The organism is Pseudescherichia vulneris NBRC 102420, from assembly GCF_000759795.1.
GTDB classification, from domain to species: domain Bacteria; phylum Pseudomonadota; class Gammaproteobacteria; order Enterobacterales; family Enterobacteriaceae; genus Pseudescherichia; species Pseudescherichia vulneris.
This window is the reverse complement of record NZ_BBMZ01000003.1, coordinates 21219-46814: the sequence shown is the minus strand read 5'-3', so window position 1 is coordinate 46814 and position 25596 is coordinate 21219. Positions and strand designations below refer to the sequence as shown.

Here is a 25596-nt window from a genome sequence, read left to right as displayed (position 1 = left end):
TCTTAGTGGTGTAACGAATCGGCTTCTACTGGCTTCTCTCTACTTACCGCATCCTGCGGCTCACCAAAGCGTCTTGCATAGAGTGCCGTAATAATCGGTACCAGAATCGCCGTCACAATCACGCTGGCTGCGACCAGCGCCGTCGCTGACGCCGCTACCGGTTCGAACGCCGGGTTAATCTGAGCAATGATAACTGGGTTGGCTACCGCCGCGCCTGCTGCTGATGAGGCCGCAACCCCCGCCGTACCGTTACCGCCGCCAATGAACTTATCAGCCAAAATCAGTGGGATACCGGTGATGACGATGACCGCCACGCCAAGGACGATACCCAGCAGGCCGGTGTCCATAATGACTTTCAGGTTGATGGTGTTACCCAGTGCGAAACCGAAGAACGGGATCAGCACCGGCGTGGCCTTGCTGAAGAACGCTCGCAGGTCGTGGTCAAGGTTACCCAGCGCGAAGCCGATCAGGAACGGCAGTACCGCACCGACAAAGTGGTGTGGCTCAAAGGAGGCCAGGCCAGCAGAGCCGAGGATCACCATGGTCATCAGCGGGCCGGACTCCAGCGACATCAGAACGAACGCGCCAGACTCCTCTTTGGTGCCGTACTGGTTCATCAGGCTGGCGTAGAGGCCGCCGTTAGTCATATCCATCGCGGAGACAATCGCCAGCACGGAAATCCCGGCAAAGAAGCCTGTCTGGATGCCCTGTTCCGGAATAAAGCTGGCGGCAATCATCGCCACCAGCCATGCGACGGCTATTTTGGTCAGCACCAGGGTGCCGGATTTACGTAAGACCGTACCGGTAGCGCGTAAATCAATGGATGCGCCAATGCAGAAGAACCAGACGGCCAGAATCGGTACCGTACCGGAAATCATACCCTTGGTGAATGAACCGAAATAGGCACCGGTATCGGGCGCTAAGGTATTTAAAATCGCGCCAAGCAGCAGCGGAACCAGCATCATCCCACCGGGGATACGTTCAATTGTGGCCTTGATTTTCATTATGAACCCTCACTTCTCATCACGCTGCACGAGCGAGAAAATAATAGTTTTAATTTCAATTAGTTAAGGCATCCTGGCGTTGAGGCCTTCGATCTCATCATGCAAGTCGAACCGGGGGAAACGTGGCTGGCGTGGCCAGTCCCGATAGCCCGAGCTCGTTAGAACTGCGATTATGATGCGATCTTTGGAATATTGATTCAATGAAAATAAAACAGCGTTTTAGTTATCTTCGTCACAGAATTAACGTAAAGATTTCTAACGCGTTGAGAAGGGAAAAACAGTGTAAATACCTTGTAAAAATTACACTTTTATAATCGCTAGCGATGAAATAATTAGCTGGATTATTAATGAAAAAGGGTTACGTGACATTATTTTATATTTATTTCGGCCGCTTTCCTGTTAACCCCACTCCGATTTACAAACGCGACGGAAATAGAGTAACCGCACACTTTATGTGAAGTTGATCACAAATTTAAACCCTGTTAATGTTAATAGCTCGTTAACTGCCCAATCAGGCGTAAACAGGTTTAGTTGTACAGGCTTTAACCAAACTGAATATCTAAACCTGCTACTCTTGAAGAGGGATGCCACCGCATCCTGAACGTTTAGCATCACCATAGAGGCGTATGCCTTCCTGGCCAGGCGATTAAGGGCGCAAGTCAAAAGAGGATAAAGATGCTTAAAAGGAAAAAAGTTAAGCCTATTACGTTAGGTGACGTCACTATTATTGATGACGGTAAGCTGCGTAAGGCTATTACCGCTGCATCGCTCGGTAATGCGATGGAGTGGTTTGATTTTGGTGTGTATGGCTTTGTGGCTTACGCGCTCGGTAAGGTTTTCTTCCCGGATGCTAACCCTAGCGTACAGATGATTGCTGCTCTGGGTACGTTCTCGGTTCCCTTCCTGATCCGACCGCTCGGCGGACTCTTCTTCGGTATGCTGGGCGATAAATACGGCCGCCAGAAGATACTTGCCATCACGATTGTGATTATGTCGATCAGTACCTTCTGTATCGGGTTGATACCTTCCTATGAAAGTATTGGTATCTGGGCACCGATCCTGCTGCTGGTCTGTAAGATGGCCCAGGGCTTCTCCGTAGGCGGGGAGTACACCGGTGCGTCGATATTCGTTGCCGAATATTCCCCGGACCGTAAGCGCGGATTTATGGGTAGCTGGCTGGACTTCGGCTCCATTGCCGGGTTCGTCCTCGGCGCAGGCGTGGTGGTAATACTCTCTACCGTTGTCGGTGAAGAGAACTTCCTCGACTGGGGCTGGCGTATTCCGTTCTTCCTGGCGCTGCCGCTGGGGCTGATTGGCCTCTATCTGCGTCATGCCCTGGAGGAGACGCCTGCGTTCCAGCAGCATGTAGATAAGCTGGAGCAGGGCGATCGCGAAGGGCTGCAGCATGGTCCCAAGGTGTCGTTTAAAGAGATTGCAACCAAGCACTGGCGCAGCCTGCTAGCCTGTATCGGCCTGGTGATCTCCACCAACGTGACCTACTACATGCTCCTGACCTATATGCCGAGCTACCTGTCGCATAACCTGCACTACTCGGAAGATCACGGCGTGCTGATTATCATCGCCATCATGATCGGGATGCTGTTCGTCCAGCCGGTAATGGGCCTGTTAAGCGACCGTTTCGGCCGCCGTCCGTTCGTCATTCTGGGCAGCACCGCGCTGTTCTTCCTGGCGATCCCGGCCTTCATGATGATTAACAGCGACGTGATCGGCCTGATTTTTGCCGGTCTGCTGATGCTGGCGGTGATCCTGAACTGCTTTACCGGCGTCATGGCCTCCACGCTGCCGGCGATGTTCCCGACGCACCTGCGCTTTAGCGCCCTGGCCAGCGCCTTCAACATCTCGATTCTGATTGCGGGCCTGACGCCAACGCTGGCGGCTTGGCTGGTAGAGAGCACCGAGAATCTGATGATGCCCGCCTACTACCTGATGGTGGTGGCAGTGATTGGTCTGATCACCGGTATCACGATGAAGGAGACGGCCAACCGTCCGCTGCGCGGCGCGACGCCTGCGGCATCGGATATGCAGGAAGCACGTGAGATCCTGCAGGAGCATCACGACAACATTGAGCAGAAGATTGAGGATATCGACGAGGAGATCGCGGAGCTGCAGAAGAAGCGTTCGCGCCTGGTCGATCAGCATCCGAAGATTAACGAGTAAGTTTCACCACTCAGTAAAAAGCGGGCCTCGGCCCGCTTTTTTATTGCCTGATATCAATAATCTACCTTCAACAACCCGCCGCGATATAGTCCCCGTTGGCGCTCACCGGGATCACGGTTAAAAACAGCACGGTGGCAAATAGAATGAGCGCCACGCCGCCCGCAACCTTCAGCGCAGGCACAACCCACGCCAGACGCTGCGCCTCGCCGCCAAACAGCGCCGCCGTACGCCCGCGGGCATAGCGCACCGCCAGCGAGAGACCCATAATCGACAGCGCCGTACCGAAGGACATCGTCATAACCGCAGCGATCCCCCAACTGACAATCCCCAGCGCGTTAGAGAAGAGCAGGATCATAATCGCCCCGCTGCACGGGCGCGCACCGATGGCCAGAATCACCCCCAGCCGCGTCTTCCAGTCGCCCTGCGTCGCCACGCCTACCCCATGATGACCGCAGCCGCAGTCCGGGGCGTGCTGCTGCCCGAGCGGCGTCAGGGAGGCGATACGTAACCTGCGTGGTCTGAGGCTCTTTAGCGCCCGGTACATCACGTAGGCACCAAAGCCGCCAATCATCAGGGCGCTGATCTTCTCAACGTACCAGCGACTTTCGCTCAGGTCGCCTGCCGCGAGGTTAAAGCCAACCGCCAGAATAAACACGAACAGGATCGCACTTACACCCTGCATCAGGCTGCCAAGAAACGGCACTACCCGGGTGGCCAGCTGGCTCTCCTGGTTAGTGCTGAGATAGGTGGCTACGATAAATTTGCCATGGCCTGGGCCAATGGCGTGCAGTACGCCGTAGAGAAATGCGCCGGTCAGCAACCACAGGCCGCCGCTGTACTGATGGTTATTGAGCTGCAGCAGGTACATCACCAGGTAGCGGTGGAGCATGATTTGCGTGCTCAGACACCACTGCAGGAAGGCGCCCCAGTGGCTGTGGAGGGTGAAGAGGGTAAAGAGCGCGATGAGCAGAAGCATCACCGCGCCGGGAATACGCCAGTGTCGGGTAAGCAGTTGCGTCGTCATGGGCTGCCAGTCACGTGAAGAGTTGCCGAATTATAGTGCATGGTGCGGGATTTTCGGCAGGAAGGCTACCCGACGCGTTAATTCACCCGCTTAGTCTTTCTGAATAATCAGGCGTGAATAGGTCGTGGTTTTCGTGGGATCCGTTTGCGAAAGCGTACCGATTTGGTCGGTGATCTGCACAATTTTCCATCCCTGTTTCGCCAGTTCTGGAATGGTTCCTTTTACGCCCCCGCCGCAGGTGAACACGGTGCTGTCATCGATATTCCCCTGATCGCTTGCCAGCGCATTCACCTGACGCGAACCACAAACATGCGCTTCTCCGGCGTAAACCGATGCGCTCATACCGAGTAAAACAGCAACTAATACGCTTTTTTTCATTTGTGCCTCGCTTCGTTAATTATTTATTCCCAGAGGGAATAGCGTTTTCGTGTGTGCTATAGCCGAAATCGAATCCGCCCAGCGCGGTCTCCCGCAGATACTGATTCATCGGATAGCTGTAGCTCTGTCCAATACTGACGGCGTGAACGATACGTAATAACGACTCGCCGCGCAGAAACAGGGGTTCATCGGTGATGGTAATATTCGCCCCCTGCAACGCGTTTTTTAAATCCTGATAGGCCGGTGAAACGGTAATGCTGTTATTCATGCAGCTGAACATCACCAGCAGCCCTGAGATCAGCGCCACAGGGAAAACCAGCGGATGATGATTAAGCACGCGCACGGCACGCGACGATTTTCTACTTAACAGGGCGGCGGTCAGGGGAACGAGAATTAAATAGAGCAGTTTTGCCAGATGGGTCAGCGCACCAATAAGAGAGAAGATCAGTGCAACAGGCGGCACAATCACCGCGAGTGCGGCATCTTCTCCCTGCTTTTCATTCTTTCCACCCATACTGTAACTCTGTAACGACGCGCGCAGGGTCGGTAACTGCTCTTTCACCGCCTCGTTAAGATGGGCTGCGTGTAGCTCAAGGGCAAAAAGCTTCAATCCGTCGTTGAGTGGATACGCTTCACGCACCGGCGTGCCTGCCGGGAGCAATAATTTTTCGCGGAGTGATTTTTGCACCACTTCCTGACGGAAAAAGACGCCCCAGTCGAGGCGTTTAGGGATCGTCACCCCGTTGAATACCACGGTACGCTGGGCGAGATACTGCTGTCTGACGGTTTTCGCCACCGCCGCATCAAAACCAGCCCGATCGGATGGCGACCAGTTATTGGCTACCGGGACGCCCTGGGCGCGGACATTGCTGCGGACGCTGGCATAATAGCGCCGGGGGACATTCCAGGTTCTCAGTCCCTTAGCGCGCAGCGAGCGTTCATACCGCTGCCAGGCTTTCTCCTGCTCCCGACGAGCGGTTTCGCTGATATCCATCTCGTCGTTGTAATAGGCTACGTACTGTTTATGGACGGCTTCCCGCGCCTGGATCCAGGCTTTATAGAAGCCAAGAACGCCACCCTCTCTGGCGCTGATGCTGTCACGCAAATTTTGTTCCGCACCGCTTTTCAGCAGCTCATGATAACGATCAACGGAGCTGAGCAGGATCGGCAGCATCGCCAGAAATGCCTTTCCTGACGGGCTGCTCCATGTTTGCGCCTGACCGCCGTGACTATCGAGCGGAATGCCCTCTAGCGTCTGGTGCCCATCAATCAGCGATTGCTGGTAGAGCTGCGCCAGAAGCGACATCTGCCGAAACGCCCCCGTACTGTTTGACACCTGACGTTCAATAAACCACTCTACCGCATGCCACGTTACTGCGCCGGTCAGCAGACACAGGCAAAGCACCCCACTTACGCTGGCCCTTGTCGACAGAGAGACGTTTTTCCTCTTCAGCCTGGCGATGCCCACAAGGGCAAACTGTAACACCAGAAGCGCTGCGGCAATGGCGGTTAAGGTTCTGCCGTACCGCTCCATGTTGTGAACTTCTTCTGCCGTTGAAATAGTGCCTACCAGATCCAGCAGGCGGGAATTGAACGCCAGTTCACAGATGAGGTAGGTGAGGGTGATGCCCATCACCAGCCAGTTTTGCCAGGCGGGGAGGGGGGAGCGCTTGATCCCGTCCCGCACCTCGCTATTTCCTACAACCTGCTCCGTCATGACTTAATACCCAGGCTGGTCTGGCGGGTTTTTGTTGGCTGGTAGATTTCAGTAGGCAAGGAGTTGTCCAGCTCTGGCTGGGCAACCTTCGGCGGCAACGGCTCTGCGGCTTTTACCTGGGTGCGTTTCGTCGGTTTAACCGCAGGTTGAGATTTGGCCTTGCGGGACGATGTTGTTTTATTCGTAGTGCTATTTTGAACGGTTTTTTGTTGCTGAACCGCGAGCCGACGATGGTAGACCTCACCATGCTGCCAGTTGAACTGCTCAATCCGATTATCGACCTTAAAATTCAGCTGCAGCTTATCTGCGCTGGCCGTCACGTCCGGCCCGATGTCGCATATGCCCGTAAAGGCCCACTCCTGGGAACGTGTATTCTGGAGGTCTACCAGACGGTACTGCGCCGGGCAGGCGGGCGTGGCCACCTTTAGCAGCAGCAGCGTATGCCCTTCAACCTGGTACTGGTTGATGATCCTCACCCAACTCACGCCCTCCAGCGGACGCTCAATCATCAGATTGCTCCACTTCAGGCTATAGCGGCCATTCAGCTCCCGAAGCGCACCTTTTGAGCCATCGGCCAGCGTAAATTGGCCTACTTCATTGCCCAGCACGCTCGCCAAATCGGGGTTAAAAAGCATCTTACCGCTCTTATCGTAACGGACAGAGCAGCCATTTAGCGCGAGGGCAAATGAGAGAACCAGTAGCGTTCTCAGGATGACGTTGAGGGGTGACACGATCATGTCTCAGTTCCATTTGTGTGCGTGGTTTTTATCAATGCGAATAAGTTATCAATGTCACCATGGATAACGTGCAGAAGGGTTGGCCTTGATAGGATTATATTTTTGGTAGTTTGCCTTCGTCAGGATGAAAGGCAAACTACCATATATGGAGATGGGAGGTGGGGGCGCAGCGTTACTTTTGCGTAACGTCAGACCTTAAGCATTTTTACCGTGGCATCAATATCTATCTCATCTGCCGAGAAGATAAGCGTAGTGCCCTGGAAGGTGGTGATCGCCAGCTTTTTCAGCGAGCGCATTTCGCCCGGCTTGATATCTGATTTCGGTCGGATGCTGTTCATCAGGATACCCACCGACAGCACCGGATTCTCTTTATCGATACCGGCATCAGCAGGCACTTCTTCACTGTAAACCACGTAAGACTTGATCGAGGTGAGCTTAATGCGCTCGCCCGCGATATAGATATACTTGCTTTCCGGGGCAACCTTCACCGCGTACGCTGACAGGCCCTTGTTATTGGTGGTGGGCTCAAACGTCACCGCCGCATCTTTTTTGATCAGCTCAGGGTTGGCGACCTTAATCACATGAAAATAACGGTTATCCCCGTTCTCATCTTTGATAAATCCAAAACCTTTATCTTTAAACCACGTTGTGATTGTTCCGTTCATCGCCATTACCGCCTGATTAATCGTTTATCTACTCAATTTTTGCAGCGCGCAGTGTAAAGCACAATGCCTGCGCAGACTACGTCTTTGAACAGACGCTACTCATTGCCCCATCGATTGAGGAACTCTGCGATCTCATCGATACGTTCTGCATCAATGCTCGACTCAAGGGCCATCTCGCGCTGCGCCTCTTCGCTGATCTCTTCGTTGTTCATTAAACGGGTGATCAGCAGCTCGAAATAGCGCGCCAGGGCGTCACGTTCGGCCTCGTCTACGGGTTTGGCGGCTTCCGTCGCATACTCATCCGCAATGTCATAATATTTCAGGGGTGTTTCACTACTCATAGGCCGTCTCCAGAGTGTATGCCTGCATCATTTGCTCTATAAACTATAACGCCTCGCATGCCGTAAAGCACGCGAGGCGTTTTGTCCTGCCGGGTTGCGGTCTTAGTCGCGCCAGCCCATCGCCGGAGCCACGTGTTTTAGGATGGATTCGATAACGTGAGCGTTATAATCCACGCCCAGCTGGTTCGGCACGGTCAGCAGCAGGGTATCCGCTTCGGCAATCGCTTCATCCTGCTTCAGCTGCTCGATCAGCTTGTCAGGCTCTGCGGCGTAGCTGCGTCCGAAGATGGCCCGCGTTTTCTCATCGAGGAAACCGATGCTGTCGCTTTCGTTACGGCTTGAACCGAAGTACATCCGGTCGCGCTCGTCCATCAGAGCAAAAATGCTGCGGCTGACCGAGACGCGTGGCGTACGGTTATGGCCCGCTTCCGCCCAGGCTTCGCGATAGGCGCGGATCTGTTTTGCCTGCTGAATGTGGAACGGCTCGCCCGTCTCATCATCCTTCAACGTCGAGCTTTGCAGGTTCATCCCCAGCTTGGCAGCCCATACTGCGGTGGCATTCGAGCCAGCGCCCCACCAGATACGATCTCGCAGACCCTCGGAATGCGGCTCAAGGCGCAGCAGGCCTGGCGGGTTCGGGAACATCGGCTGCGGATTGGGTTTGGCAAAGCCTTCACCGCGCAGCACGTCCAGCAGCACCTCGGTATGGCGGCGCGCCATATCCGACTCGTTTTCCCCTTCTGAGGGCGCGTAACCAAAGTAGCGCCAGCCATCGATCACCTGCTCCGGGGAGCCACGGCTGATACCCAACTGCAAACGGCCACCGGAGATCAAATCCGCTGCACCGGCATCCTCTGCCATATAGAGTGGATTCTCATAGCGCATGTCGATCACGCCGGTACCGATTTCAATCCGCTTGGTCCGCGCCCCTACGGCTGCCAGCAGCGGGAAGGGTGAGGCCAGCTGGCGGGCAAAGTGGTGCACCCTGAAATAGGCCCCATCCGCGCCCAGCTCTTCGGCGGCAACGGCCAGATCGATGGATTGCAGCAGCGCGTCAGCGGCCGAACGGGTTCCAGACTGCGGCGACGGCGTCCAGTGACCAAATGACAAAAATCCGATCTTCTTCATGGCGTTTATCCTGACTTCAGAGAAATAGGCGGCAGGCCGGAGCCTGCTTTTGATATGCCTACTCTACGCGTTACATAGTGAGAATAAATGCCATTTGTTTAACGTAATTGGTCAAATAAATTGATGGAACACAGGGAAGAGTAGCGGCATCAACCCGGTCCCTCGCTTCCTGCTGCTAGCAGGGGAACCAGCACGTCGCCGATCGGCGTGGGAATACCGTGTGAATGGCCATAGCGTTGTATCACGCCGTTGCGAATATCCCACTCCAGCGGGCGGTTAGCCTGGCGGTCGGCAAGAATCGAGGTACCCAGATCCGCCGGGGCACGGTGGAAACCGTCGACGATCTCCTGGGGTACGCTGTCGCTCAGTGTCGCACCTTCCGCACGCGCAACGGTGAGTCCCTCTTGCAGATAGGCTAGCGCCAGGGCGGTGATATCCGGGCGTGAGAACATCCCCGCGCGGCGATTGGCGAGCACCATCAGGCCTGCGACCGCGTTTTGCAGCAGCTTGCGCCAGGCGAGAGAGATAAAATCAGACGATAGCTCCACCGCACAGCGTGTGCCGCTGAGCGCATCCGCTATCGCTTTTGCCTGAGGTAAATCCGGCAGGGTGAGTCGCGGCGTGGCGCGTAACCAGACAGAGGCGTCTGGCTCTCGCTGCGCGGGAAACCAGACTATCGACGGCAGCACCTCTGCTCCGTTAACCAACGGGGCCAGCTGGGTTTTCTGCTCAACGCCGTTTTGCAGGGCGCACACGATACTGTTTTCATCGCACAGCCTCGCTAACCAGCCCGCAGATTCAGCAACCTGCGTCACTTTCACCGCCACAAAGACGATATCGAACGGATGAGAAACTGCCGCCGGATCGCTCAGTACCGGACCGGGCACCACGATTTCACCCTCCTCGTGGCGCAGCGTTAACTGCGGGTGGGCGGTGCGTCCGCAAAGCAGTGGCGTGCGGCCAACTTCATGCAGCGCGGCAGCGATAGTCGTACCGATTGCACCTGGGCCGATAAGCGCAATTCTTGGATGCTCAGACATCTCGTGTTCTCCTGATGTGATTGAATAATCATTACAGTGCCAACAAGGGATAGTACGCTGATATGCCTTACCGACTAATCTGAATTGGCACTATTTTTATATACGGCCGGGCTAGTATTAATAGCAAAGTGATAAATCGGAGAATGATAATGAAAGTATTAATAGTCCTGACCTCTCACGACACCTTGGGCAACACCGGTCATAAAACGGGTTTCTGGCTTGAAGAGCTGGCCGCACCTTATTACGCCTTTAAAGACGCCGGCGCGGAAATCGTGCTGGCCTCGCCAAAAGGCGGTAAGCCGCCGCTGGATCCGAAAAGCAATGAGCCGGACGCGCAAACTGAATTTACGCACCGCTTTGAAGCTGATGCTGATGCTATGGCTCAGCTGGCGAATACCGTCCGCCTGGACAGCATATCGCAGGCAGATTTCGACACGGTGTTCTATCCGGGTGGGCATGGTCCACTGTGGGATCTGGCGGAGGATAAGCACTCCATTGCGCTGATCGAATCCTTCATCGCTGCCGGCAAGCATGTTGCATTTGTCTGCCATGCTCCGGGCGTCCTGCGCCATGTTAAAACGCCTGAAGGTAAACCGCTGGTCGAGGGACGCAAGGTCACCGGCTTCACGAATACAGAAGAGGAGGCGGTAGGCCTGACTCACGTGGTGCCGTTCCTGGTTGAAGACGAGCTGATTGCGAAAGGGGGGATCTATTCTAAAGGTGAGGATTGGAGTTCCTATGTCCTCACTGACGGCCTGCTGATTACCGGTCAGAACCCGACCTCATCGGCGGCAACCGCTGAGCAGCTGCTGAAACAACTGACCGTATAGAAAATGGCGCGTCAGATTTTGCCCATCTCGTTTTAAAAAGTCTGGCTCTCCAAAAGCAAAAAAGCCCGCCATAGGCGGGTTCTTCTAAATAAGCCAGGATTAACACAATCTACTTTTAGTCTCTGATATACTCGATGTTTTAGATTTTCTTTGCTCTTGCATAAGGATGCGCTCTCTACTAACTCGGGCTGTGCCATATATCTTTTTAATCCACAAAAATGTAGACTAACATCTGATAGGTAATTTATAGACAAAGGTTAAAAAATGAAAAAAACAACCCCTGAATATACGCCTGTTGATTTGTCTCGCTGGGCAAGAAAGGAGCATTTTGAGATATTTCAGTCGTTTGCTGAATCTACTTTTAACCAAACCGTCCTGCTGGATATTACCGCGCTGCTTAAATATACAAAGCAAGTTGGCTGGAAATTTTATCCCACTATTATTTTTCTCCTTTCTAAAGTCGTAAACAGTCACGCGGAGTTCCGCATGGCCATAAAGAATAATGAACTTGTTGTATGGAATGAAGTTCATCCAAACTACACCATTTTTCATAATGAAACGGAGACTTTTTCATCATTATGGAGCCACTACGATGGCAATATTCATCACTTCCAAAAAACGTATTCTGAAGACATGGCGCAGTACCGTGATAACCTCTCTTATTGGCCTAAGGCGGAGTCTCGGGAAAATATATTTTTCATATCGGCTATTCCTTGGGTAAGTTTTACCAGTTTCAATACCAATGTCGCTCATATGCACAACTTTTTTTCCCCCATGTTTACGCTTGGAAAATACTACCAACAGGGTGAGAAAATAGTATTGCCACTCGCCGTTCTGGTACATCATTCCGTGTGCGATGGTTTCCATGTGGCAAGACTGATCAATGAGTTACAAGAGATGTGTGATGACATATCGCATCTTTCAGAGGCACACAAAATTTGATGAGCCAGACGTATTTAAGGCCTCCTTTTACATAGCGGCGGCAGCAAAGATAGCTGTCATGCCTGGCTTGAGCTATAAATTCACAGGCAGGAAGCACATGTTCGCTTTATCCGTTTCTGATTTTCTCATCTACATAAGGCTGAGGTTTACCAAACAGATAGCCCTGTGAGAAATCACAGCCCAGCACCTGAAGGCTTTCCAGCTGCTCCTGAGTTTCAACACCTTCCGCAACGGCCTTCATATTGAGGGATTTCGCCATGCCGGTGATGAGCCTGATGATATTAAGGGCGTCTTCCTGAGTTGATAGCGAATGCACAAAGGACTTGTCTATTTTGATTTTATCGAAGGCAAGCCTGCTGAGGCGCGAAAGAGAAGAATAACCAGTACCAAAATCATCAATGGAGATTTTCACCCCTAGCTCTCGCAGCATGTTAAGCGTATTCATCGGCGCATTATTTTCAGTAAAGAGAGAGGATTCAGTCACCTCCAGCTCAAGACGCTCAGCGGGGAGTCCCGTTTCGTTCAGAATGGACAGCACTATCCCGGCAAAGGCGTTGCTGCTTAGCTGGACAGGGGAGACATTGACTGAAATTTTAGCTGGGATCACCCAGGAAGCGGCTTCCCGGCAGGCCATTTCAAGCACCGATTTCCCCATCTCGTTAATCATTCCTGTTTTCTCAGCCACAGCAATAAAGCTGTCCGGCGACAGGAGGCCCTTCAGAGGATGAATCCAGCGAATAAGGGCTTCATAGCTGTAAATTTCCCGGCTGAATGAATCGACGATAGGCTGATAGTAAACCACGAACTCTTTGTTCACTAATGCCTTTGCCATATCATGCTCAAGCGTTCGGCTTTCTTGCAGTTTTTCTAACATCCATTGACGGAAGACTTTTATCTTACCCGCGCCTTCATTTTTGGCTTCATAAAGAGCCAGATCGGCAAATTTGTAAAGGTAGTCGGAGCGGCGTTCAGTGTCTGAGATAACAATGCCGACACTGGTGGTTATATTGATAATCGTATTATCAAGCGTGTAGGGCTGGCTAATAGCATCGATTATATTTTGGGCCAGTGAAACGGCACAGCTCTCCGTCAGGCCACTCGAGATAAAGGCAAACTCATCACCGCCTAAACGAGAAAGCGTATCGGAAATCAGGCCCATCGAAATCAGACGGTGTGATATTTGGCGTAATAACATGTCGCCGACATCATGACCATACGTATCATTGACCTCCTTGAATCGATCTAAATCAAACAACATCACAACCACAGAATTATTGCTTTTTACTGCGCTCTCGATGGTTTCATTCAGATTCCCCCAGAAAAAATGGCGGTTATTCATCTGCGTCAGTGAGTCATGGAAGATGTCATACTCCAACTTCGCATTCTGGGCTTGCAGTTTTTCTTTAGAGTCTTGCAGTGCATCCGCAAGATTCTGGACCTGAAGATGCGTCTTTAAAATATTTCTTTTTTGATAAAATACCAGCACGCCAAGTATCGCACTCATTATGATTAGCAATAAAGATGTCGCTGAGTAAATATAGTAAAGAGTTTTGATTTTGAGATTGGCGTCATTAATCGAGTTGATATCTTTATCTAACGCGCCGGACGACAGACGCCCCAGTTGGGCATTAAGCGTCTGCATTTTTTTTAGGTATTCCTGGATTTCTGAGCGGTCCATTTTCTCAAGATGCATATCCAGATACTCAAGCGTCTTCTCAAGCTGTAAAGCCAGAGTATGCTGGGCCTTACTACTCTCTATGTAACTCCTCAGATCGCCTTCTTTCATTAAATCGCTCTGGCTGAGCATAAGATCGAGACGCATGCGCACATCATCCACAGGCATCGTCTCATCGATACTGTAAATACCCAGCATCGATTCAAGCCGATAATACTCTGAGACTATCTGTGCAGCAGACCACGCAGCGGCGTAGTGAGTCAGTTTCTGCAGCTCTTGTTGCCTTTCATGAACAAGAAAGGAGATATATCCGGTAGATATAAAAAGGAAACAGATGATGCCAGCCAGAATTCTGTTCATGTTGGTCTTCTGACCCCTTACTCAATATTCATTCTACTGACCTGCCAGGCCGATCTTGAATAATAAATCTGATTGTTCAGCTCAGGCTTACTGTCATAAGGATAAACAACAAACAACGGGCCTTTATCACGGATGCGCATATATTCTCCGTTAACTTTTAAGGCAAGGATGACATTGTGTTTCTTAAAATCACTGAGAGGGATTTCGGTGGTGTAGTCATTGAGCGCAGTGACCTTAACGACAGTACCTTTCGCCCCGACATAGTCCATGAGCTTTTGTAGTGAAATACCCGTAAAGGTAGTGCGGCCATCATACCAGGGAGAGGTCGTCTGAAAGCTGACCATACCCAGTTTCTCAAGGCTGGCGAGATCAAAAACGGCTTTGCCACCTTCATTTGTATTTTCGATATTACCAGACAGCGTTAAAAGGATTTTACCGGCAGGTCTGGAAAGTTCACCCGCCCAGACTGGTGTGCAGAGCACAAAGCTTAACAGCATAACAATTAACCGCATTCTGACCTCGTATATCAACCTGATACTAAAGAATTATAATTTAGTTACCGTGTTATTTATATATGCTCCAGATCTATTTTAAGATTAGGATTTTGCCAAGGTTTTAATGTATTAAAATCAGTGAGTTAATGGGTTTTGCTTTGCGTGTTGATATTAAAGTTTATTTTTGTGAGCAGGCAGAGATTCACGCAAGCGCTGTCCCGTAGGGCGAGTCGCAGGGATGCGAGGAGTGATCGAAGGAAGTTCGGTAAAGAGTCCGGCTCTCCAAAAGCAAAAAACCCGCCATAGGCGGGTTCTTCTAAATAGTGGTGCCCGGACTCGGAATCGAACCAAGGACACGGGGATTTTCAATCCCCTGCTCTACCGACTGAGCTATCCGGGCAACGCAGCGCATTAAACCGTAGTCGCCTCTTTCCGTCAATCAAAATCATCGAAAAGCCGTTCAACTGCTTACTATTGCGACAATCTACCTGTTTACGCCACACGTTTGCCCAGATTTTCCAAACCCTGGCTAGTCAAAGCGTGATTCACTGGCTGTCCAGCTGTAAGTGTCATCGGCCTGGAGGGTGTCACCAAGCTCGTGGTAATCGAAATGATAAAACTCGGCTTTGGCTGCGTAACCAGAGTAGTCAACTACCGCAAGGCCAACGAATGCCCCCGTAAAGAATCCGCCATAGCTTTGGAGTACATAATCATCTGAGAGAATTGCAGCATCTAAGGTGACAGGAATTTCCGTAAAGCGTGTCCCATCCAGACTGTATTCATAAGTATAGGTTTCCTTCCGAACCTTCGTGCGGAACCAGACGTACTCGGTGTCTTCTGGGATGTTGATGGCTTTATCTTTCAGGTGTGAGGTATATTTCCCTCGGTTGTTTTCGGCTATTTCGATTACTGAGCCATTAATTTCATTCCATGTAATGAAAACAAAGCTCCAGTGACGATCGTTATAGTAATTCGTTAATCCCGCCATTTGTTGATAGGTGAAAGGATTGAATTTTACCTTTACCTGAGCATCAAAATAAAAAGCTTGCCAGCGCCGCGCGATAAGCGACAGGTCATGCGTATTGGCTAAAGAACCTTGACCTATTAACGTTAATTTTCCGTCACCTGTTGTGCCCATTTTTTCGGTGAACGGAACACGAAGCGTATTCCAGTTGAGATCGAGCATCGGCGTATCAAACTCATCATGCTGGCTGTGATCTTCTGCGCTTTCGGTATGAATGGTATCAACGGGCCCTTCGACAAAGGTTTTTCCTCCGTGACCCCCTTCAACTCGTGGCCAGCCTTCCTCATCCCAATACACTTTTTGGATAGACGTTTCTCTGCCAAGGGTTGACCAACCGCGGGGAGCGTAGGCCGATTCACCTGCACGATTCCATGGGCGAGCGCAGAGTGAAGCGTAATACCACTCTCCTTTGGGCGTGGAAACCAGCGCACCATGACCCTGTTTTTGGATATAGCTGTCTGGGGTGTCCACGTTAGTTAAGAACACCTCCCCTGGCTGTGTCTCAAAGCTGTTGGCGTCGAGGGTTTTTGAACGTGCAACTACCTCCTGGTGAGTGAAAACGGTCCCGCCCTGAGCGGCGAAAAGGTAGTAATAGCCATTCAGTTTATAGATATGTGGCCCCTCAACAAGTGCAACTGCAGTGCCGCGATAAAGGGTTCGTGCTGTTTCTGGCATAGGTTTCAGGGTATGGATATCCAGCTCGGTTAAGGTAATGCCGTTAAAGGGATGGTGATACTCTCGGTGATCCCAGGTTTGTTGAACGATATATTTACGCCCATCGTCGTCATGGAAAAGTGAGGCGTCAAAACCTACGCCATTAAGCTTGATCGGATCTGTCCAGGGACCACGGATATCTGTTGCGGTGGATAGATAGTTGGTCATGTCTTTAAAGGCACCCTCTGTGACTTTCACATCGGTATAAACTAGCCAAAATTTACCCTCGGCATAGGAGAGGTCCGGTGCCCAAATTCCGCCTGATGAAGGATTTCCTTTCATATCTAACAGCGTGGTAGTTGATAAGGGACTGGGGAGTAGATTCCAGTGCTGCAGGTCTTTAGACTCATGTAGACGAACGCCAGGAAACCACTCGAACGTGGAGCTCGCGATATAGTAAGTGTCTTCTACACGGATAATACTCGGGTCGGCATTAAAGCCACGTAAGATAGGGTTTTGAATAAGTGACATAGATTTCTACCTTTTTAAGCTGTTTTTTGTATTTTGGTTGTTTTTAATTGTTTTAATTACACGCGTATCTCATCGAGTTGACGGTTAATGTCTGTAACATTTTTGTCTGAGATGGGATAGGCTTGAATAACGATCATTGAAATGACAGCTAAAACAATGGGGATCCACACCGCCGTCATAATGATCCCGTCGATTGCATTAGCACTTTGTTGCGCACCTGTTTCGTTAAAACCATAGGCGGCCAGCAGCCAAAGTGGGATTGCGCCACCAAGGGTAAAACCAATCTTGAAGAAGAGCCCCATAATCGCATTAATGATGGCGGCGTTGCGCTTTCCTGATTTTAATTCGCCATAAGCAATGACTTCAGGAACCAGCGCCCACATGAATCCGGTCGCTGACGTTAAGCCCCACTGTTTAATAAAGGTTGCGATATAAGCAAGCCACAAGGCGTCATGCATCCCTTCCCGTGACCACACGTAAGTGAGCAATTCACCGACGATAAACATGCCAAGGAAAAGATGGAAGAAGCCTTTTTTGCCAAAAATTTTCTTGAGCCTTGGCCAGAAAACGGGGAACAGAATACCCGGAATGGAGGCTACCAGGCCTACAGCTCCCATCCACTCTGAATGACCGACAACAAACTGATTGAAAAAGCCATTTACGGTATTCATGAAAAACATGAACGTAAAGCCCAGCATGAAAAACAGTCCGAGGATAACCAGCGGTCGGTTGTATTTCAGTTCAAGGAACAGATCGGTTGTTTTTACGTTGGCAGTCTGTTCTGCAGTCGCGACTACACGTTCTTTCGTGAACTTATAGCAGATAAAAAGTGCCACAGCACCGATTATCATATAAACAGAGTAAACGCCAAACCAGGCGTAATTCGCTGATGGGTCGGTATAGTTCCCCATGTTAAGCTCAAGCCCAAAGAAGCCGGTATCCTTGAGGCTACGATCCTTTGGTGAGGCCATTTGGACAAACATCGGGAAAAGCGTGTAGACAAGCAGATTGGCCGTGTTAGCCAACATCATTCTTGTACTGGTCAGTTTATCAATAGATTCAGGATCTCTGGTCAGTGAAGCATTAAGCGATCCATACGGTATGTTTACCAATGAATAGACCAAATCAAGCGCCAAATAAACGATAAAGGCAAAGGCAACTGAACCTCTGATACCGGGGATAGGTGTAAAAAGCAAAGCGGAGAGAATAACCAGCGGCACGCCCGCTCTTAAGAGCCAGGGGCGATATTTTCCCGCTGCTGAAATTCGTTTGTCGACATAGGTTCCCACCATGGGATCCCAAAAGACATTGATGATTCGGACGAAAAGAAATATAAACCCTGCGGTTGCTGTACCGATGGCGTTGACGGTCAGCATATGCAGAGCAAGAAAGCCGCCTATTGTGCCAAAAACAAGGTTTTGCGCAAAGTCTCCCATTCCATAACCAATACGTTCCCCGCGGGTTAATATATGGTATTCATTATGGTGACTTTTTAGTATGCCTCTACTCATTTGAATCACTTCTCCGGTTTCTTATGAATGAGGGTTACTTTCTGACACAGATGGCCGCGGAGAATCTATTGCGATTTTATATTAATTAATTATGTTTTTTTGCTTCTGTGATCGTGAAAACTATTCAGCAGTTTGCCGCAATCTCAGTGATTTTTGCTCTATGCTGCACAAATCTTCCAGACCTTTCAGGCTGAATGATTGATGCTACACTCGGGAATCATTCAGGAGGTTGATATGGCAGACTGGCTTGAGCTGCGGCAGCATGCCGATACCGGCATCGAAACCATCCGCGCGCACTTTGAAGGTCACGCCTTCGATCCGCACTGGCACGACAGCTACCTGGTGGGCATCACCCTGACCGGCACTCAGCAGTTTCACTGCCGCCGCGAGCGCCATCGCAGCACGCCAGGGGACGCGTTTCTACTGGAGCCGGGCGAGATCCACGACGGCGACGCGCCGGTAGAGGGCGGCTTTACCTACCTGACGTTCTATCTCGATGAACGCTGGCTGAGCGACACCCTGCGCGGCCTGTACGATGCCACGCCCTCAAGCTACTCGCTGCACTTTGACCAGACCATCGCCCGTGCGCCGCAGCTGGTGAACACCATCGCCCAGACCTTCTTCACCCTGCATAATGATGAGATGCGCATCGTGCAGCAGGGCATGATGGATGGGCTGCTGGGCCAGCTGACACACCACTGCCAGTGGCGCAAGCGGCTCTCGGCGCAGCGTCAGAGTGCGGCCATCGCCCACCGGGCGCGGGATTATCTCTACGCCCATCGGGGAGATAACGTCGGCCTGGACGACGTGGCGCGGGAGACCGGCACCGATCGCTTCACCCTCACGCGCTGCTTTAAGCGCGAGTTTCACCTCTCGCCCCACGCCTGGCTGATCCAGCTCCGGCTGGCGAGCGCCCGCGGCATGCTGGCAAAGGGGGAGCAGCCAGCCAGCGTGGCGGCGGCATTAGGCTTTGCCGATCAGAGCCACCTCGGGCGCTGGTTCCAGCGGGCGTATCGCCTCTCTCCGGCGCGTTACCGCAGCTTATGCACAAATCTTCCAGACGCGACAATGAAATAACGCGACAGTCGGGACAACGATAATAAGGAGTCCTGCCTGTGAATATGTTCTATGCCTATCTACCGTTTATGCTGTTTGCTTTCGTGGCGTCCATTACGCCCGGCCCCACCAATATCCTGGTGCTCTCCAGCAGCCAGCGCTTCGGCGTGAAGGCGACGCTGCCCGCCGTAGTGAGCGCCTGTGTGGCGGCCAGCCTGATTGTGCTAGTCTCTGGAGCGGGGGCAGGGGAAGTGCTGCGCCAGCACCCGCTGGTACGTAGCGGGATGAGCTGGGCGGGCGTGCTGTGGCTAAGCTGGATGAGCTGGCAGCTGTTTCGTGCGCCAGCGGCACAGTTGGAGGGTGAGGCACAGCGGCCCTTTAGCGTTCGGGCGGCAGCCATGTTGCAGTTGATTAACCCGAAAACCTGGATGATGGCGCTGGCGGTGGTGAGTCTGTTTGCGCCCAATGGGGCGCATCCGCTGCGGGAGATCGCCATGATGGCGCTGCTGTTCTTGATTATCTCCCAGTTCTGCCTGACCCTCTGGGCGTTCTGCGGCAGAGCGGTAAACCGAATCTTTCGCACCCCTGCCTCGCTGGTGTGGTTTCAGCGGGCAATGGCGCTGTGCCTGCTGATCTCTGCGTGGGCAGGGCTGCTGATCTGATATCAGGTCAGCGCGCCGCCCATGCGGCACTGGGCAAAGCGGAGAATATCCTCTGCCAGCCGGTAGGCGGTATCGACGTCTACCTGGCTACGGTTGACCAGCATACGGCTGAGGCAGCCCTCCAGCACCAGCTCCATCTGTTTCGCGACCATGGCCGGATCGTCGACTTCCAGCGAGGTCAGCAGCTCGTGGGTATAGGCATACGCCGCACTCTTTTGCTGATCCGCCAGCTGATGAATAGGATGAGCCGGATCCGGATAGATAGTGCAGGCAGCAATGAACAGGCAGCCTGGATAGCGATGGTTAGTGACGCACTCGGTAAGCGCCGTATAGCGAGCCAGCAGCTTCTGCTCTTTGCTCAGCTCGTCGTTTAACAGCATCTGCCTGCGCCAGGCATCAACCTGCTGGCTGAGGTGGCGCAGCGCATCGTAATGCAGCGCCTCTTTATCGGGCCAAAAGCGCAAAAACTCGTCCAATGGATAATTAAGACGTTCGGCGATAATTTCGGGCGTCGTGGCAGCAAGGCCTTCGATCTCAAGCCACTGCAATGTTTTCCCTAAGACGTCTTCACGTTGCACGGTGTTCTCCTGCGTTTTTAGAACCATTTTTCCACTCCTGGTGTAGTTTATGGCTGGCGATTGCGCAAATGTCTACTAAATGCTTCCGCGTCCATAAATCCTGCCACCCGTTGCGCAGGCTGCGCGTTGCCCTGGGCGTCAAAGAACAGAATTGTCGGCAGGCCCGGCACGCCAAGATGGCGAAGCAGGGCGGCATCCTCGGCGCTGTTAGCGGTCACGTCCGCCTGCAACAGCACCGTCTCCTTCAGCGCCGCCTGTACCTGCGGATCGCTGAAGGTGTACTTCTCAAACTCTTTACAGGCCACGCACCAGTCGGCGTAGAGATCGAGCATGACCGGTTTGCCCCTGGCCTGCGCCAGGGCCTGGTTTAGCTCATCCACGTTGGCGATGCGGGTAAAGTTCAGCTGCGCCTGCGGGGCGGAGGCGCTGACGCCAAACGCCCAGTCCTGCAGCGGCTTCGCGCTGACCAGCGCTGCGCCCAGCAGGACGATCTGTAGCACACGTATTCCGCGCCGGGTACCCGTCAAACAGGTGATAAATGCCCAGCCGAAAAACGCCACGCCGAGCAGCGACCAGAGGCGCAGGCCCCACGTCTCGCCCAGTATGCGCTCCAGTAAAAAGACCGGCAGGGCGAGGATCGCAAAGCCAAAGGCGATTTTGACCTGCTCCATCCACGGGCCGCTTTTTGGCAGCAGTCGGTTGCCGAACAGGGTCACCAGAATCAGCGGGATGCCCATGCCGAGCGCGTAGAGATAGAGCGTACCGCCGCCGAGCCACAGGTTACCGCTCTGGGCGATATAGAGCAGGATGGCGCTGAGCGGCGCGGTGGTGCAGGGGGAGCAGATCAGCCCGGCGATGGCCCCCATCGCAAAGACGCCGCCCGCTGAGCCGCCCTGCTGGCGGTTGCTCATCAGGCTCAGGCGCGTCTGAACAGACGATGGCAGCTGGAGGGTGAACAGACCGAACATCGACAGGGCCAGCAGGGTGAAAATCACCGACAGGCCGATTAATACATAGGGATGCTGGAGCGCTGCCTGAAACTGTAGCCCGGCGGCGGCCACGACGAGACCCAGCGCGGTATAGGTGAGGGCCATGCCCTGCACGTAGAGCACGGTCAGCAGCAGCGCGCGTCCGGTAGAGAGGCGCGATTTGCCTCCCAGCACAATGCCGGAGATGAGCGGGTACATTGGCAGCACGCAGGGGGTAAAGGCGATGCCAATCCCGATCAGCAGCGCCCACAGCGCCGAGAAGGGCAGCGCGGGCGCAGCTGATGCAGGGGCAGGTTGATCCGGCACGTTTTGTGCCAGCGGCTGCACCTCACTGACCGGCACGACCTTTGTCTCCGGCGGATAACAGAAGCCTGCCGCCGCACACCCCTGGTAGGTCACGGTCAGCGTCGCCGCTTTGTTGGCCGAGCGCACCGTCACCGGCAGGCTGAGCCGCTGGCGATAAATTTCGCTGGTGCCAAAGAATTCATCTTTGTGGCTCTCCCCTTTCGGGAGCTGGAGCGGGGCGATGTCTGCCTGCGCGGGCGTGACGCTGATTTGCTGGCGATAGAGGTAGTAGCCCTCTTTGATCTGCCAGTTGAGCGTCAGGTCGTGCTCATTTTGCTGAAAGTCGAAGGTAAACGCGCTATCCGCAGGAACAAACTTCCCGGCGCCGGGCGCGTCAAACAACCCGGCAAAGGTGGACGTACTGCAAAACAGCAGGATTAACGTAAGGATGCGTTGAGCCATGAGAGGTAATCGTTGTCTCCATATGCGACGGGCAGCACTAATAGTTCAGGGGTCTGATACGGATGGTGCGATTTCAGGCAGGCCAGCAGCGCCTCCTGATGCGCGGGAGTGCTTTTCAGCAGCATCTGGACTTCATACTCCTGCTCCAGCTTACCTTCCCAATAGTAGAGGGAGGTGGCACCGGGCAAAATCGTTACGCAGGCAGCGAGTTTATCCGCCAGCACTTTCGCCGCCAGGTCCTGGGCGGTGGCTTCATCCGGGGCAGTACAGAGCACAACGACGGCATCAGGCGTGTTCATCGGCAATCTCGTATCAGACGAAAAAAGCCACTATAGCATGCCGCTGGCGGGGGATTAATCAACCGGGCCGCCAGGCAGCCCGATTTTAACGACATTTACACCTTCATGCCTGCTACAAAACAATCCCGCCAATAACGAAGCCCAGAATGACGCACAGGGCGATGGCGATCACGCCGGGGATCAGGAAAGCGTGGTTAAAGACATATTTGCCGATGCGGGTCGAGCCGGTATCGTCCATCTCTACCGCCGCCAGCAGCGTCGGGTAGGTGGGTAGCACGAACAGGGCCGACACGGCGGCGAACGAAGCGATGGCGGTCAGGGGGGTAACGCCGAGCAGCAGCGCGGCGGGCATCAGTGCTTTGGTGGTCGCTGCCTGCGAGTAGAGCAGGGTGGCGGCAAAAAAGAGCACCACCGCCAGCAGCCATGGATAGCTGTGCAGCAGGTCGCCCGCCACGCTCTGGATATCCGCAATGTGGGTCTTCACAAAGGTGTCCCCAAGCCAGGCCACGCCCAGCACGCAGATACAGGCGCTCATCCCGGACTTAAAGGTGCTGGCGTTGAGGATCTCACCGGTGTCCACCTTGCAGCTCAGGCAGATCAGCGTGGCGATGGTGAGCATAAAGACCACAATCGCCTCGTTGCGCGGCAGAACCGGATCGGTAATGAGTCCCACCGTTGGGCTGATAATGGTGGCGTAAACCATCACCGCGACGATGCCGATCAGAAACAGCATCACCGAGCGTTTGGCGTGCGGCTTAAGCTGAAAAACCTGGTTGCCGCGCAGCTTCACTTCGCCTTTAGCAAGCCGCTCCTGATAGACCGGATCGTCTTTTAGCTCTGCGCCGAGGAAGTTACACACCACGGCGGTGAGCATGATGGCGATCAGGGTGACCGGAATACAGATCGCCAGCAGCGTCAGGTAGCTGACGCCCAGCGGTTCGAGGATCCCGGCGAAAAACACCACCGCTGCCGAAATGGGCGAGGCGGTGATGGCGATCTGCGAGGCTACCACGGCGATAGAGAGCGGGCGAGAGGGGCGGATGCCCTGCTCTTTTGCTACTTCGGTGATCACCGGCAGGGTAGAGAACGCAGTGTGCCCGGTACCGGCGAGAATGGTCATAAACCAGGTCACCAGCGGGGCGAGAAAGGTGATGTACTTGGGGTGACGGCGCAGCAGGCGCTCCGCCAGGCTGACCAGGTAGTCCATCCCCCCGGCCACCTGCATCGCGGCAATCGCAGCGATCACCGCCATGATGATCTCAATAACGTCAAAAGGGATCGCACCGGGCTTGATCTGGAAAAACAGCGTCAGGACGAGTACGCCAAGCCCACCGGCAAAGCCGATGCCGATCCCGCCGAGTCTGGCACCCAGGTAAATCGCCAGCAGGACGATCACAAGTTCCGCAGCAAACATAGTTGGCTTCCTTGATGTGTATACAAGTTGATATTGATATGTTGAATTTTAGTAGCACCCATAAACAAAAAGGCACGTCATCGCTGACGTGCCTTTGAGGTCTTACCCGGTTGAACGGTTACTGTTCGTTCTCATCCGTATACCGTTTTGCTTTATAAGCCGGGTGCATCAGGTTTTGCGCCGAGAAGATGTCATCCAGCTCCGCCTCGGTCAGCAGGCCGCGTTCAAGCACGACCTCACGCACGCTCTTGCCCGTTTCGGCACAGATTTTACCAACAATATCGCCGTTGTGGTGACCAATAAACGGATTAAGGTAGGTCACGATGCCGATAGAGTTGTAGACGTAGCTCTCGCATACCGCTTTGTTGGCGGTGATGCCGTTGATGCACTTCTCCAGCAGGTTGTAGCAGGCGTTGGTCAGAATGTGGATTGACTCAAACATCGCCTGGCCAATGACCGGCTCCATCACGTTGAGCTGCAGCTGGCCCGCTTCAGAGGCCATAGTGACCGTGATGTCGTTACCGATAACCTTAAAGCAGACCTGGTTCACGACCTCTGGCACGACCGGGTTGACCTTCGCAGGCATGATAGAGGAGCCAGCCTGCAGCTCGGGCAGGTTGATCTCATTCAGGCCAGCGCGTGGGCCGGAGGAGAGCAGGCGCAGGTCGTTACAGATTTTAGAGAGCTTGACCGCCAGGCGCTTCAGCGAGCTGTGAACCATAACGTATGCGCCGCAGTCGGAGGTCGCTTCGATAAGATCTTCCGCCGCAACCACCGGCAGGTTGCTGACTTCCGCCAGCTTCTGCACCGCCAGCTGCTGATAGCCGTCCGGGGTGTTCAGACGCGTGCCGATCGCCGTCGCGCCGAGGTTAACCTCCAGCAGCAGTTCGGCGGTGCGCAGCAGGTTGCGCGTCTCTTCATTGAGCAGAACGTTAAAGGCGTGAAACTCCTGGCCCAGCGTCATTGGCACCGCATCCTGCAGCTGGGTGCGGCCCATTTTCAGAATGTCTTTGAACTCAACGGCCTTGTTCTGGAACCCTTCTCCGAGCTGGTTAATGGCATCTACTAGCTTAACGATAGAGGCGTAAACCGCGATGCGGAAACCGGTCGGGTAGGCGTCGTTGGTGGACTGGCACTTGTTGACGTGGTCGTTCGGGTTCAGGTACTGGTAGTCGCCTTTCTGGTGGCCCATCAGCTCAAGGCCAATGTTTGCCAGCACTTCGTTGGTGTTCATATTCACGGAAGTACCTGCGCCGCCCTGATAGACGTCGACCGGGAACTGATCCATGCATTTACCGTTATTCAGGACTTCATCACAGGCGGCGACGATGGCATTTGCCACGCTTTTGGGAATGGTGTGCAGCTCTTTGTTCGCCAGCGCTGCGGCTTTCTTGACCATCACCATGCCACGTACAAATTCAGGGATGTCGCTGATTTTGTTGTTGCTGATGTAGAAATTCTCAATCGCTCTCAGAGTGTGGATGCCGTAGTAAGCGTCCGCTGGTACTTCCCTTGTGCCCAACAAATCTTCTTCGATACGAATGCTGTTTAACATGTGAACCTTCTTTTTCAAGCTGCGAATGAATGTACTAAACACACAGTACATCTGGGGTTTTGT

Annotated in this window: 23 protein-coding genes and 1 tRNA gene; 5 read left to right on the top strand and 19 right to left on the bottom strand. The window is 53.3% G+C overall.

Annotated features, from left to right (window positions below; genetic code table 11):
• Positions 1-2: 2 nt before the first annotated feature.
• The gene (kdgT, locus tag EV102420_RS03075) at positions 3-1004 is read right to left on the bottom strand and encodes a 2-keto-3-deoxygluconate transporter (RefSeq protein ID WP_042388764.1); all 1002 of its coding nucleotides are present in this window, start codon (positions 1002-1004) and stop codon (positions 3-5) included.
• Between the two features lie 675 nt (positions 1005-1679).
• On the opposite strand from kdgT, the gene proP reads away from it, so the two are divergent.
• Complete coding sequence (gene proP / locus EV102420_RS03070) at positions 1680-3182, top strand: glycine betaine/L-proline transporter ProP (RefSeq protein WP_042388762.1); 1503 nt, start codon at positions 1680-1682, stop codon at positions 3180-3182.
• Positions 3183-3249: 67 nt separating this feature from the next.
• On the opposite strand, the gene EV102420_RS03065 is transcribed toward proP, so the two are convergent.
• The 8 genes from EV102420_RS03065 to EV102420_RS03030 form a co-directional block, all read right to left on the bottom strand.
• Positions 3250-4206, bottom strand: a complete 957-nt coding sequence (locus tag EV102420_RS03065) for a nickel/cobalt transporter (RefSeq protein WP_042388760.1) — start codon at positions 4204-4206, stop codon at positions 3250-3252.
• Positions 4207-4296: 90 nt separating this feature from the next.
• Entirely contained in the window at positions 4297-4584 is a 288-nt protein-coding gene (locus EV102420_RS03060) for a hypothetical protein (RefSeq protein WP_042388757.1), read from the bottom strand.
• A gap of 19 nt (positions 4585-4603) precedes the next feature.
• Positions 4604-6301, bottom strand: coding sequence for a hypothetical protein (locus tag EV102420_RS03055; protein WP_042388755.1), 1698 nt, complete (start codon positions 6299-6301; stop codon positions 4604-4606).
• Entirely contained in the window at positions 6298-7038 is a 741-nt protein-coding gene (locus tag EV102420_RS03050) for a hypothetical protein (protein ID WP_042388752.1), read from the bottom strand. The genes EV102420_RS03055 and EV102420_RS03050 overlap by 4 nt, the downstream gene beginning before the upstream one ends.
• A gap of 188 nt (positions 7039-7226) precedes the next feature.
• Complete coding sequence (locus EV102420_RS03045; protein WP_042388748.1) at positions 7227-7709, bottom strand: cold-shock protein; 483 nt, start codon at positions 7707-7709, stop codon at positions 7227-7229.
• Between the two features lie 89 nt (positions 7710-7798).
• Entirely contained in the window at positions 7799-8044 is a 246-nt protein-coding gene (locus EV102420_RS03040; RefSeq protein WP_042388746.1) for a DUF2543 family protein, read from the bottom strand.
• 102 nt (positions 8045-8146) lie between these two features.
• Positions 8147-9172, bottom strand: coding sequence for an LLM class flavin-dependent oxidoreductase (locus tag EV102420_RS03035; protein ID WP_042388745.1), 1026 nt, complete (start codon positions 9170-9172; stop codon positions 8147-8149).
• Between the two features lie 149 nt (positions 9173-9321).
• The gene (locus EV102420_RS03030) at positions 9322-10212 is read right to left on the bottom strand and encodes an oxidoreductase (RefSeq protein ID WP_042388744.1); all 891 of its coding nucleotides are present in this window, start codon (positions 10210-10212) and stop codon (positions 9322-9324) included.
• Between the two features lie 149 nt (positions 10213-10361).
• On the opposite strand from EV102420_RS03030, the gene EV102420_RS03025 reads away from it, so the two are divergent.
• Together EV102420_RS03025 and catA are read left to right on the top strand one after the other, a co-directional pair.
• The gene (locus EV102420_RS03025) at positions 10362-11042 is read left to right on the top strand and encodes a type 1 glutamine amidotransferase domain-containing protein (RefSeq protein WP_042388742.1); all 681 of its coding nucleotides are present in this window, start codon (positions 10362-10364) and stop codon (positions 11040-11042) included.
• A gap of 264 nt (positions 11043-11306) precedes the next feature.
• Positions 11307-11984, top strand: coding sequence for a type A chloramphenicol O-acetyltransferase (catA, locus tag EV102420_RS03020; RefSeq protein WP_042388741.1), 678 nt, complete (start codon positions 11307-11309; stop codon positions 11982-11984).
• Positions 11985-12090: 106 nt separating this feature from the next.
• Here the strand turns inward: catA and EV102420_RS03015 are convergent, their stop codons facing one another.
• From EV102420_RS03015 to EV102420_RS02995, 5 genes are all read right to left on the bottom strand, one after another.
• Complete coding sequence (locus EV102420_RS03015; protein WP_042388739.1) at positions 12091-14019, bottom strand: putative bifunctional diguanylate cyclase/phosphodiesterase; 1929 nt, start codon at positions 14017-14019, stop codon at positions 12091-12093.
• Positions 14020-14036: 17 nt separating this feature from the next.
• Entirely contained in the window at positions 14037-14531 is a 495-nt protein-coding gene (locus tag EV102420_RS03010; protein ID WP_042388737.1) for a putative pterin-binding protein, read from the bottom strand.
• A gap of 306 nt (positions 14532-14837) precedes the next feature.
• Positions 14838-14913: transfer RNA gene (locus EV102420_RS03005), tRNA-Phe, on the bottom strand.
• A 129-nt stretch (positions 14914-15042) separates the two neighbouring features.
• Entirely contained in the window at positions 15043-16722 is a 1680-nt protein-coding gene (locus EV102420_RS03000) for a glycoside hydrolase family 43 protein (RefSeq protein WP_042388735.1), read from the bottom strand.
• A gap of 56 nt (positions 16723-16778) precedes the next feature.
• Entirely contained in the window at positions 16779-18233 is a 1455-nt protein-coding gene (locus tag EV102420_RS02995; RefSeq protein ID WP_042388730.1) for an MFS transporter, read from the bottom strand.
• A gap of 234 nt (positions 18234-18467) precedes the next feature.
• On the opposite strand from EV102420_RS02995, the gene EV102420_RS02990 reads away from it, so the two are divergent.
• Entirely contained in the window at positions 18468-19310 is an 843-nt protein-coding gene (locus EV102420_RS02990; RefSeq protein WP_042388728.1) for an AraC family transcriptional regulator, read from the top strand.
• 44 nt (positions 19311-19354) lie between these two features.
• Complete coding sequence (locus EV102420_RS02985; protein WP_165570645.1) at positions 19355-19951, top strand: LysE family translocator; 597 nt, start codon at positions 19355-19357, stop codon at positions 19949-19951.
• A gap of 2 nt (positions 19952-19953) precedes the next feature.
• Here the strand turns inward: EV102420_RS02985 and EV102420_RS02980 are convergent, their stop codons facing one another.
• The 5 genes from EV102420_RS02980 to aspA all read right to left on the bottom strand — a co-directional run bounded on the left by EV102420_RS02980 (position 19954) and on the right by aspA (position 25533).
• Positions 19954-20529, bottom strand: coding sequence for a transcriptional regulator (locus EV102420_RS02980; protein WP_042388832.1), 576 nt, complete (start codon positions 20527-20529; stop codon positions 19954-19956).
• A gap of 47 nt (positions 20530-20576) precedes the next feature.
• Positions 20577-22265 (bottom strand): protein-disulfide reductase DsbD, encoded by a 1689-nt coding sequence (locus tag EV102420_RS02975; RefSeq protein ID WP_042388723.1) that lies wholly within the window; start codon positions 22263-22265, stop codon positions 20577-20579.
• A complete protein-coding gene (cutA, locus tag EV102420_RS02970; RefSeq protein WP_042388720.1) occupies positions 22241-22564 on the bottom strand; it encodes a divalent cation tolerance protein CutA in 324 nt (107 codons plus the stop codon). The genes EV102420_RS02975 and cutA overlap by 25 nt, the downstream gene beginning before the upstream one ends.
• A gap of 112 nt (positions 22565-22676) precedes the next feature.
• On the bottom strand, positions 22677-23978 hold the full coding sequence (locus tag EV102420_RS02965) for an anaerobic C4-dicarboxylate transporter (RefSeq protein WP_042388718.1): 1302 nt from the start codon (positions 23976-23978) through the stop codon (positions 22677-22679).
• A gap of 118 nt (positions 23979-24096) precedes the next feature.
• Positions 24097-25533 (bottom strand): aspartate ammonia-lyase, encoded by a 1437-nt coding sequence (aspA, locus tag EV102420_RS02960; RefSeq protein ID WP_042388716.1) that lies wholly within the window; start codon positions 25531-25533, stop codon positions 24097-24099.
• Positions 25534-25596: the final 63 nt, after the last annotated feature.

Excerpts from the sequence above, each read along its gene's own strand:
- kdgT (WP_042388764.1), bottom strand. The coding sequence starts at position 1,004 with ATGAAAATCAAGGCCACAATTGAACGTATCCCCGGTGGGATGATGCTG.
- proP (WP_042388762.1), top strand. The coding sequence starts at position 1,680 with ATGCTTAAAAGGAAAAAAGTTAAGCCTATTACGTTAGGTGACGTCACT.
- EV102420_RS03065 (WP_042388760.1), bottom strand. The coding sequence starts at position 4,206 with ATGACGACGCAACTGCTTACCCGACACTGGCGTATTCCCGGCGCGGTG.
- EV102420_RS03060 (WP_042388757.1), bottom strand. The coding sequence starts at position 4,584 with ATGAAAAAAAGCGTATTAGTTGCTGTTTTACTCGGTATGAGCGCATCG.
- EV102420_RS03055 (WP_042388755.1), bottom strand. The coding sequence starts at position 6,301 with ATGACGGAGCAGGTTGTAGGAAATAGCGAGGTGCGGGACGGGATCAAG.
- EV102420_RS03050 (WP_042388752.1), bottom strand. The coding sequence starts at position 7,038 with ATGATCGTGTCACCCCTCAACGTCATCCTGAGAACGCTACTGGTTCTC.
- EV102420_RS03045 (WP_042388748.1), bottom strand. The coding sequence starts at position 7,709 with ATGGCGATGAACGGAACAATCACAACGTGGTTTAAAGATAAAGGTTTT.
- EV102420_RS03040 (WP_042388746.1), bottom strand. The coding sequence starts at position 8,044 with ATGAGTAGTGAAACACCCCTGAAATATTATGACATTGCGGATGAGTAT.
- EV102420_RS03035 (WP_042388745.1), bottom strand. The coding sequence starts at position 9,172 with ATGAAGAAGATCGGATTTTTGTCATTTGGTCACTGGACGCCGTCGCCG.
- EV102420_RS03030 (WP_042388744.1), bottom strand. The coding sequence starts at position 10,212 with ATGTCTGAGCATCCAAGAATTGCGCTTATCGGCCCAGGTGCAATCGGT.
- EV102420_RS03025 (WP_042388742.1), top strand. The coding sequence starts at position 10,362 with ATGAAAGTATTAATAGTCCTGACCTCTCACGACACCTTGGGCAACACC.
- catA (WP_042388741.1), top strand. The coding sequence starts at position 11,307 with ATGAAAAAAACAACCCCTGAATATACGCCTGTTGATTTGTCTCGCTGG.
- EV102420_RS03015 (WP_042388739.1), bottom strand. The coding sequence starts at position 14,019 with ATGAACAGAATTCTGGCTGGCATCATCTGTTTCCTTTTTATATCTACC.
- EV102420_RS03010 (WP_042388737.1), bottom strand. The coding sequence starts at position 14,531 with ATGCGGTTAATTGTTATGCTGTTAAGCTTTGTGCTCTGCACACCAGTC.
- EV102420_RS03000 (WP_042388735.1), bottom strand. The coding sequence starts at position 16,722 with ATGTCACTTATTCAAAACCCTATCTTACGTGGCTTTAATGCCGACCCG.
- EV102420_RS02995 (WP_042388730.1), bottom strand. The coding sequence starts at position 18,233 with ATGAGTAGAGGCATACTAAAAAGTCACCATAATGAATACCATATATTA.
- EV102420_RS02990 (WP_042388728.1), top strand. The coding sequence starts at position 18,468 with ATGGCAGACTGGCTTGAGCTGCGGCAGCATGCCGATACCGGCATCGAA.
- EV102420_RS02985 (WP_165570645.1), top strand. The coding sequence starts at position 19,355 with ATGTTCTATGCCTATCTACCGTTTATGCTGTTTGCTTTCGTGGCGTCC.
- EV102420_RS02975 (WP_042388723.1), bottom strand. The coding sequence starts at position 22,265 with ATGGCTCAACGCATCCTTACGTTAATCCTGCTGTTTTGCAGTACGTCC.
- cutA (WP_042388720.1), bottom strand. The coding sequence starts at position 22,564 with ATGAACACGCCTGATGCCGTCGTTGTGCTCTGTACTGCCCCGGATGAA.
- EV102420_RS02965 (WP_042388718.1), bottom strand. The coding sequence starts at position 23,978 with ATGTTTGCTGCGGAACTTGTGATCGTCCTGCTGGCGATTTACCTGGGT.
- aspA (WP_042388716.1), bottom strand. The coding sequence starts at position 25,533 with ATGTTAAACAGCATTCGTATCGAAGAAGATTTGTTGGGCACAAGGGAA.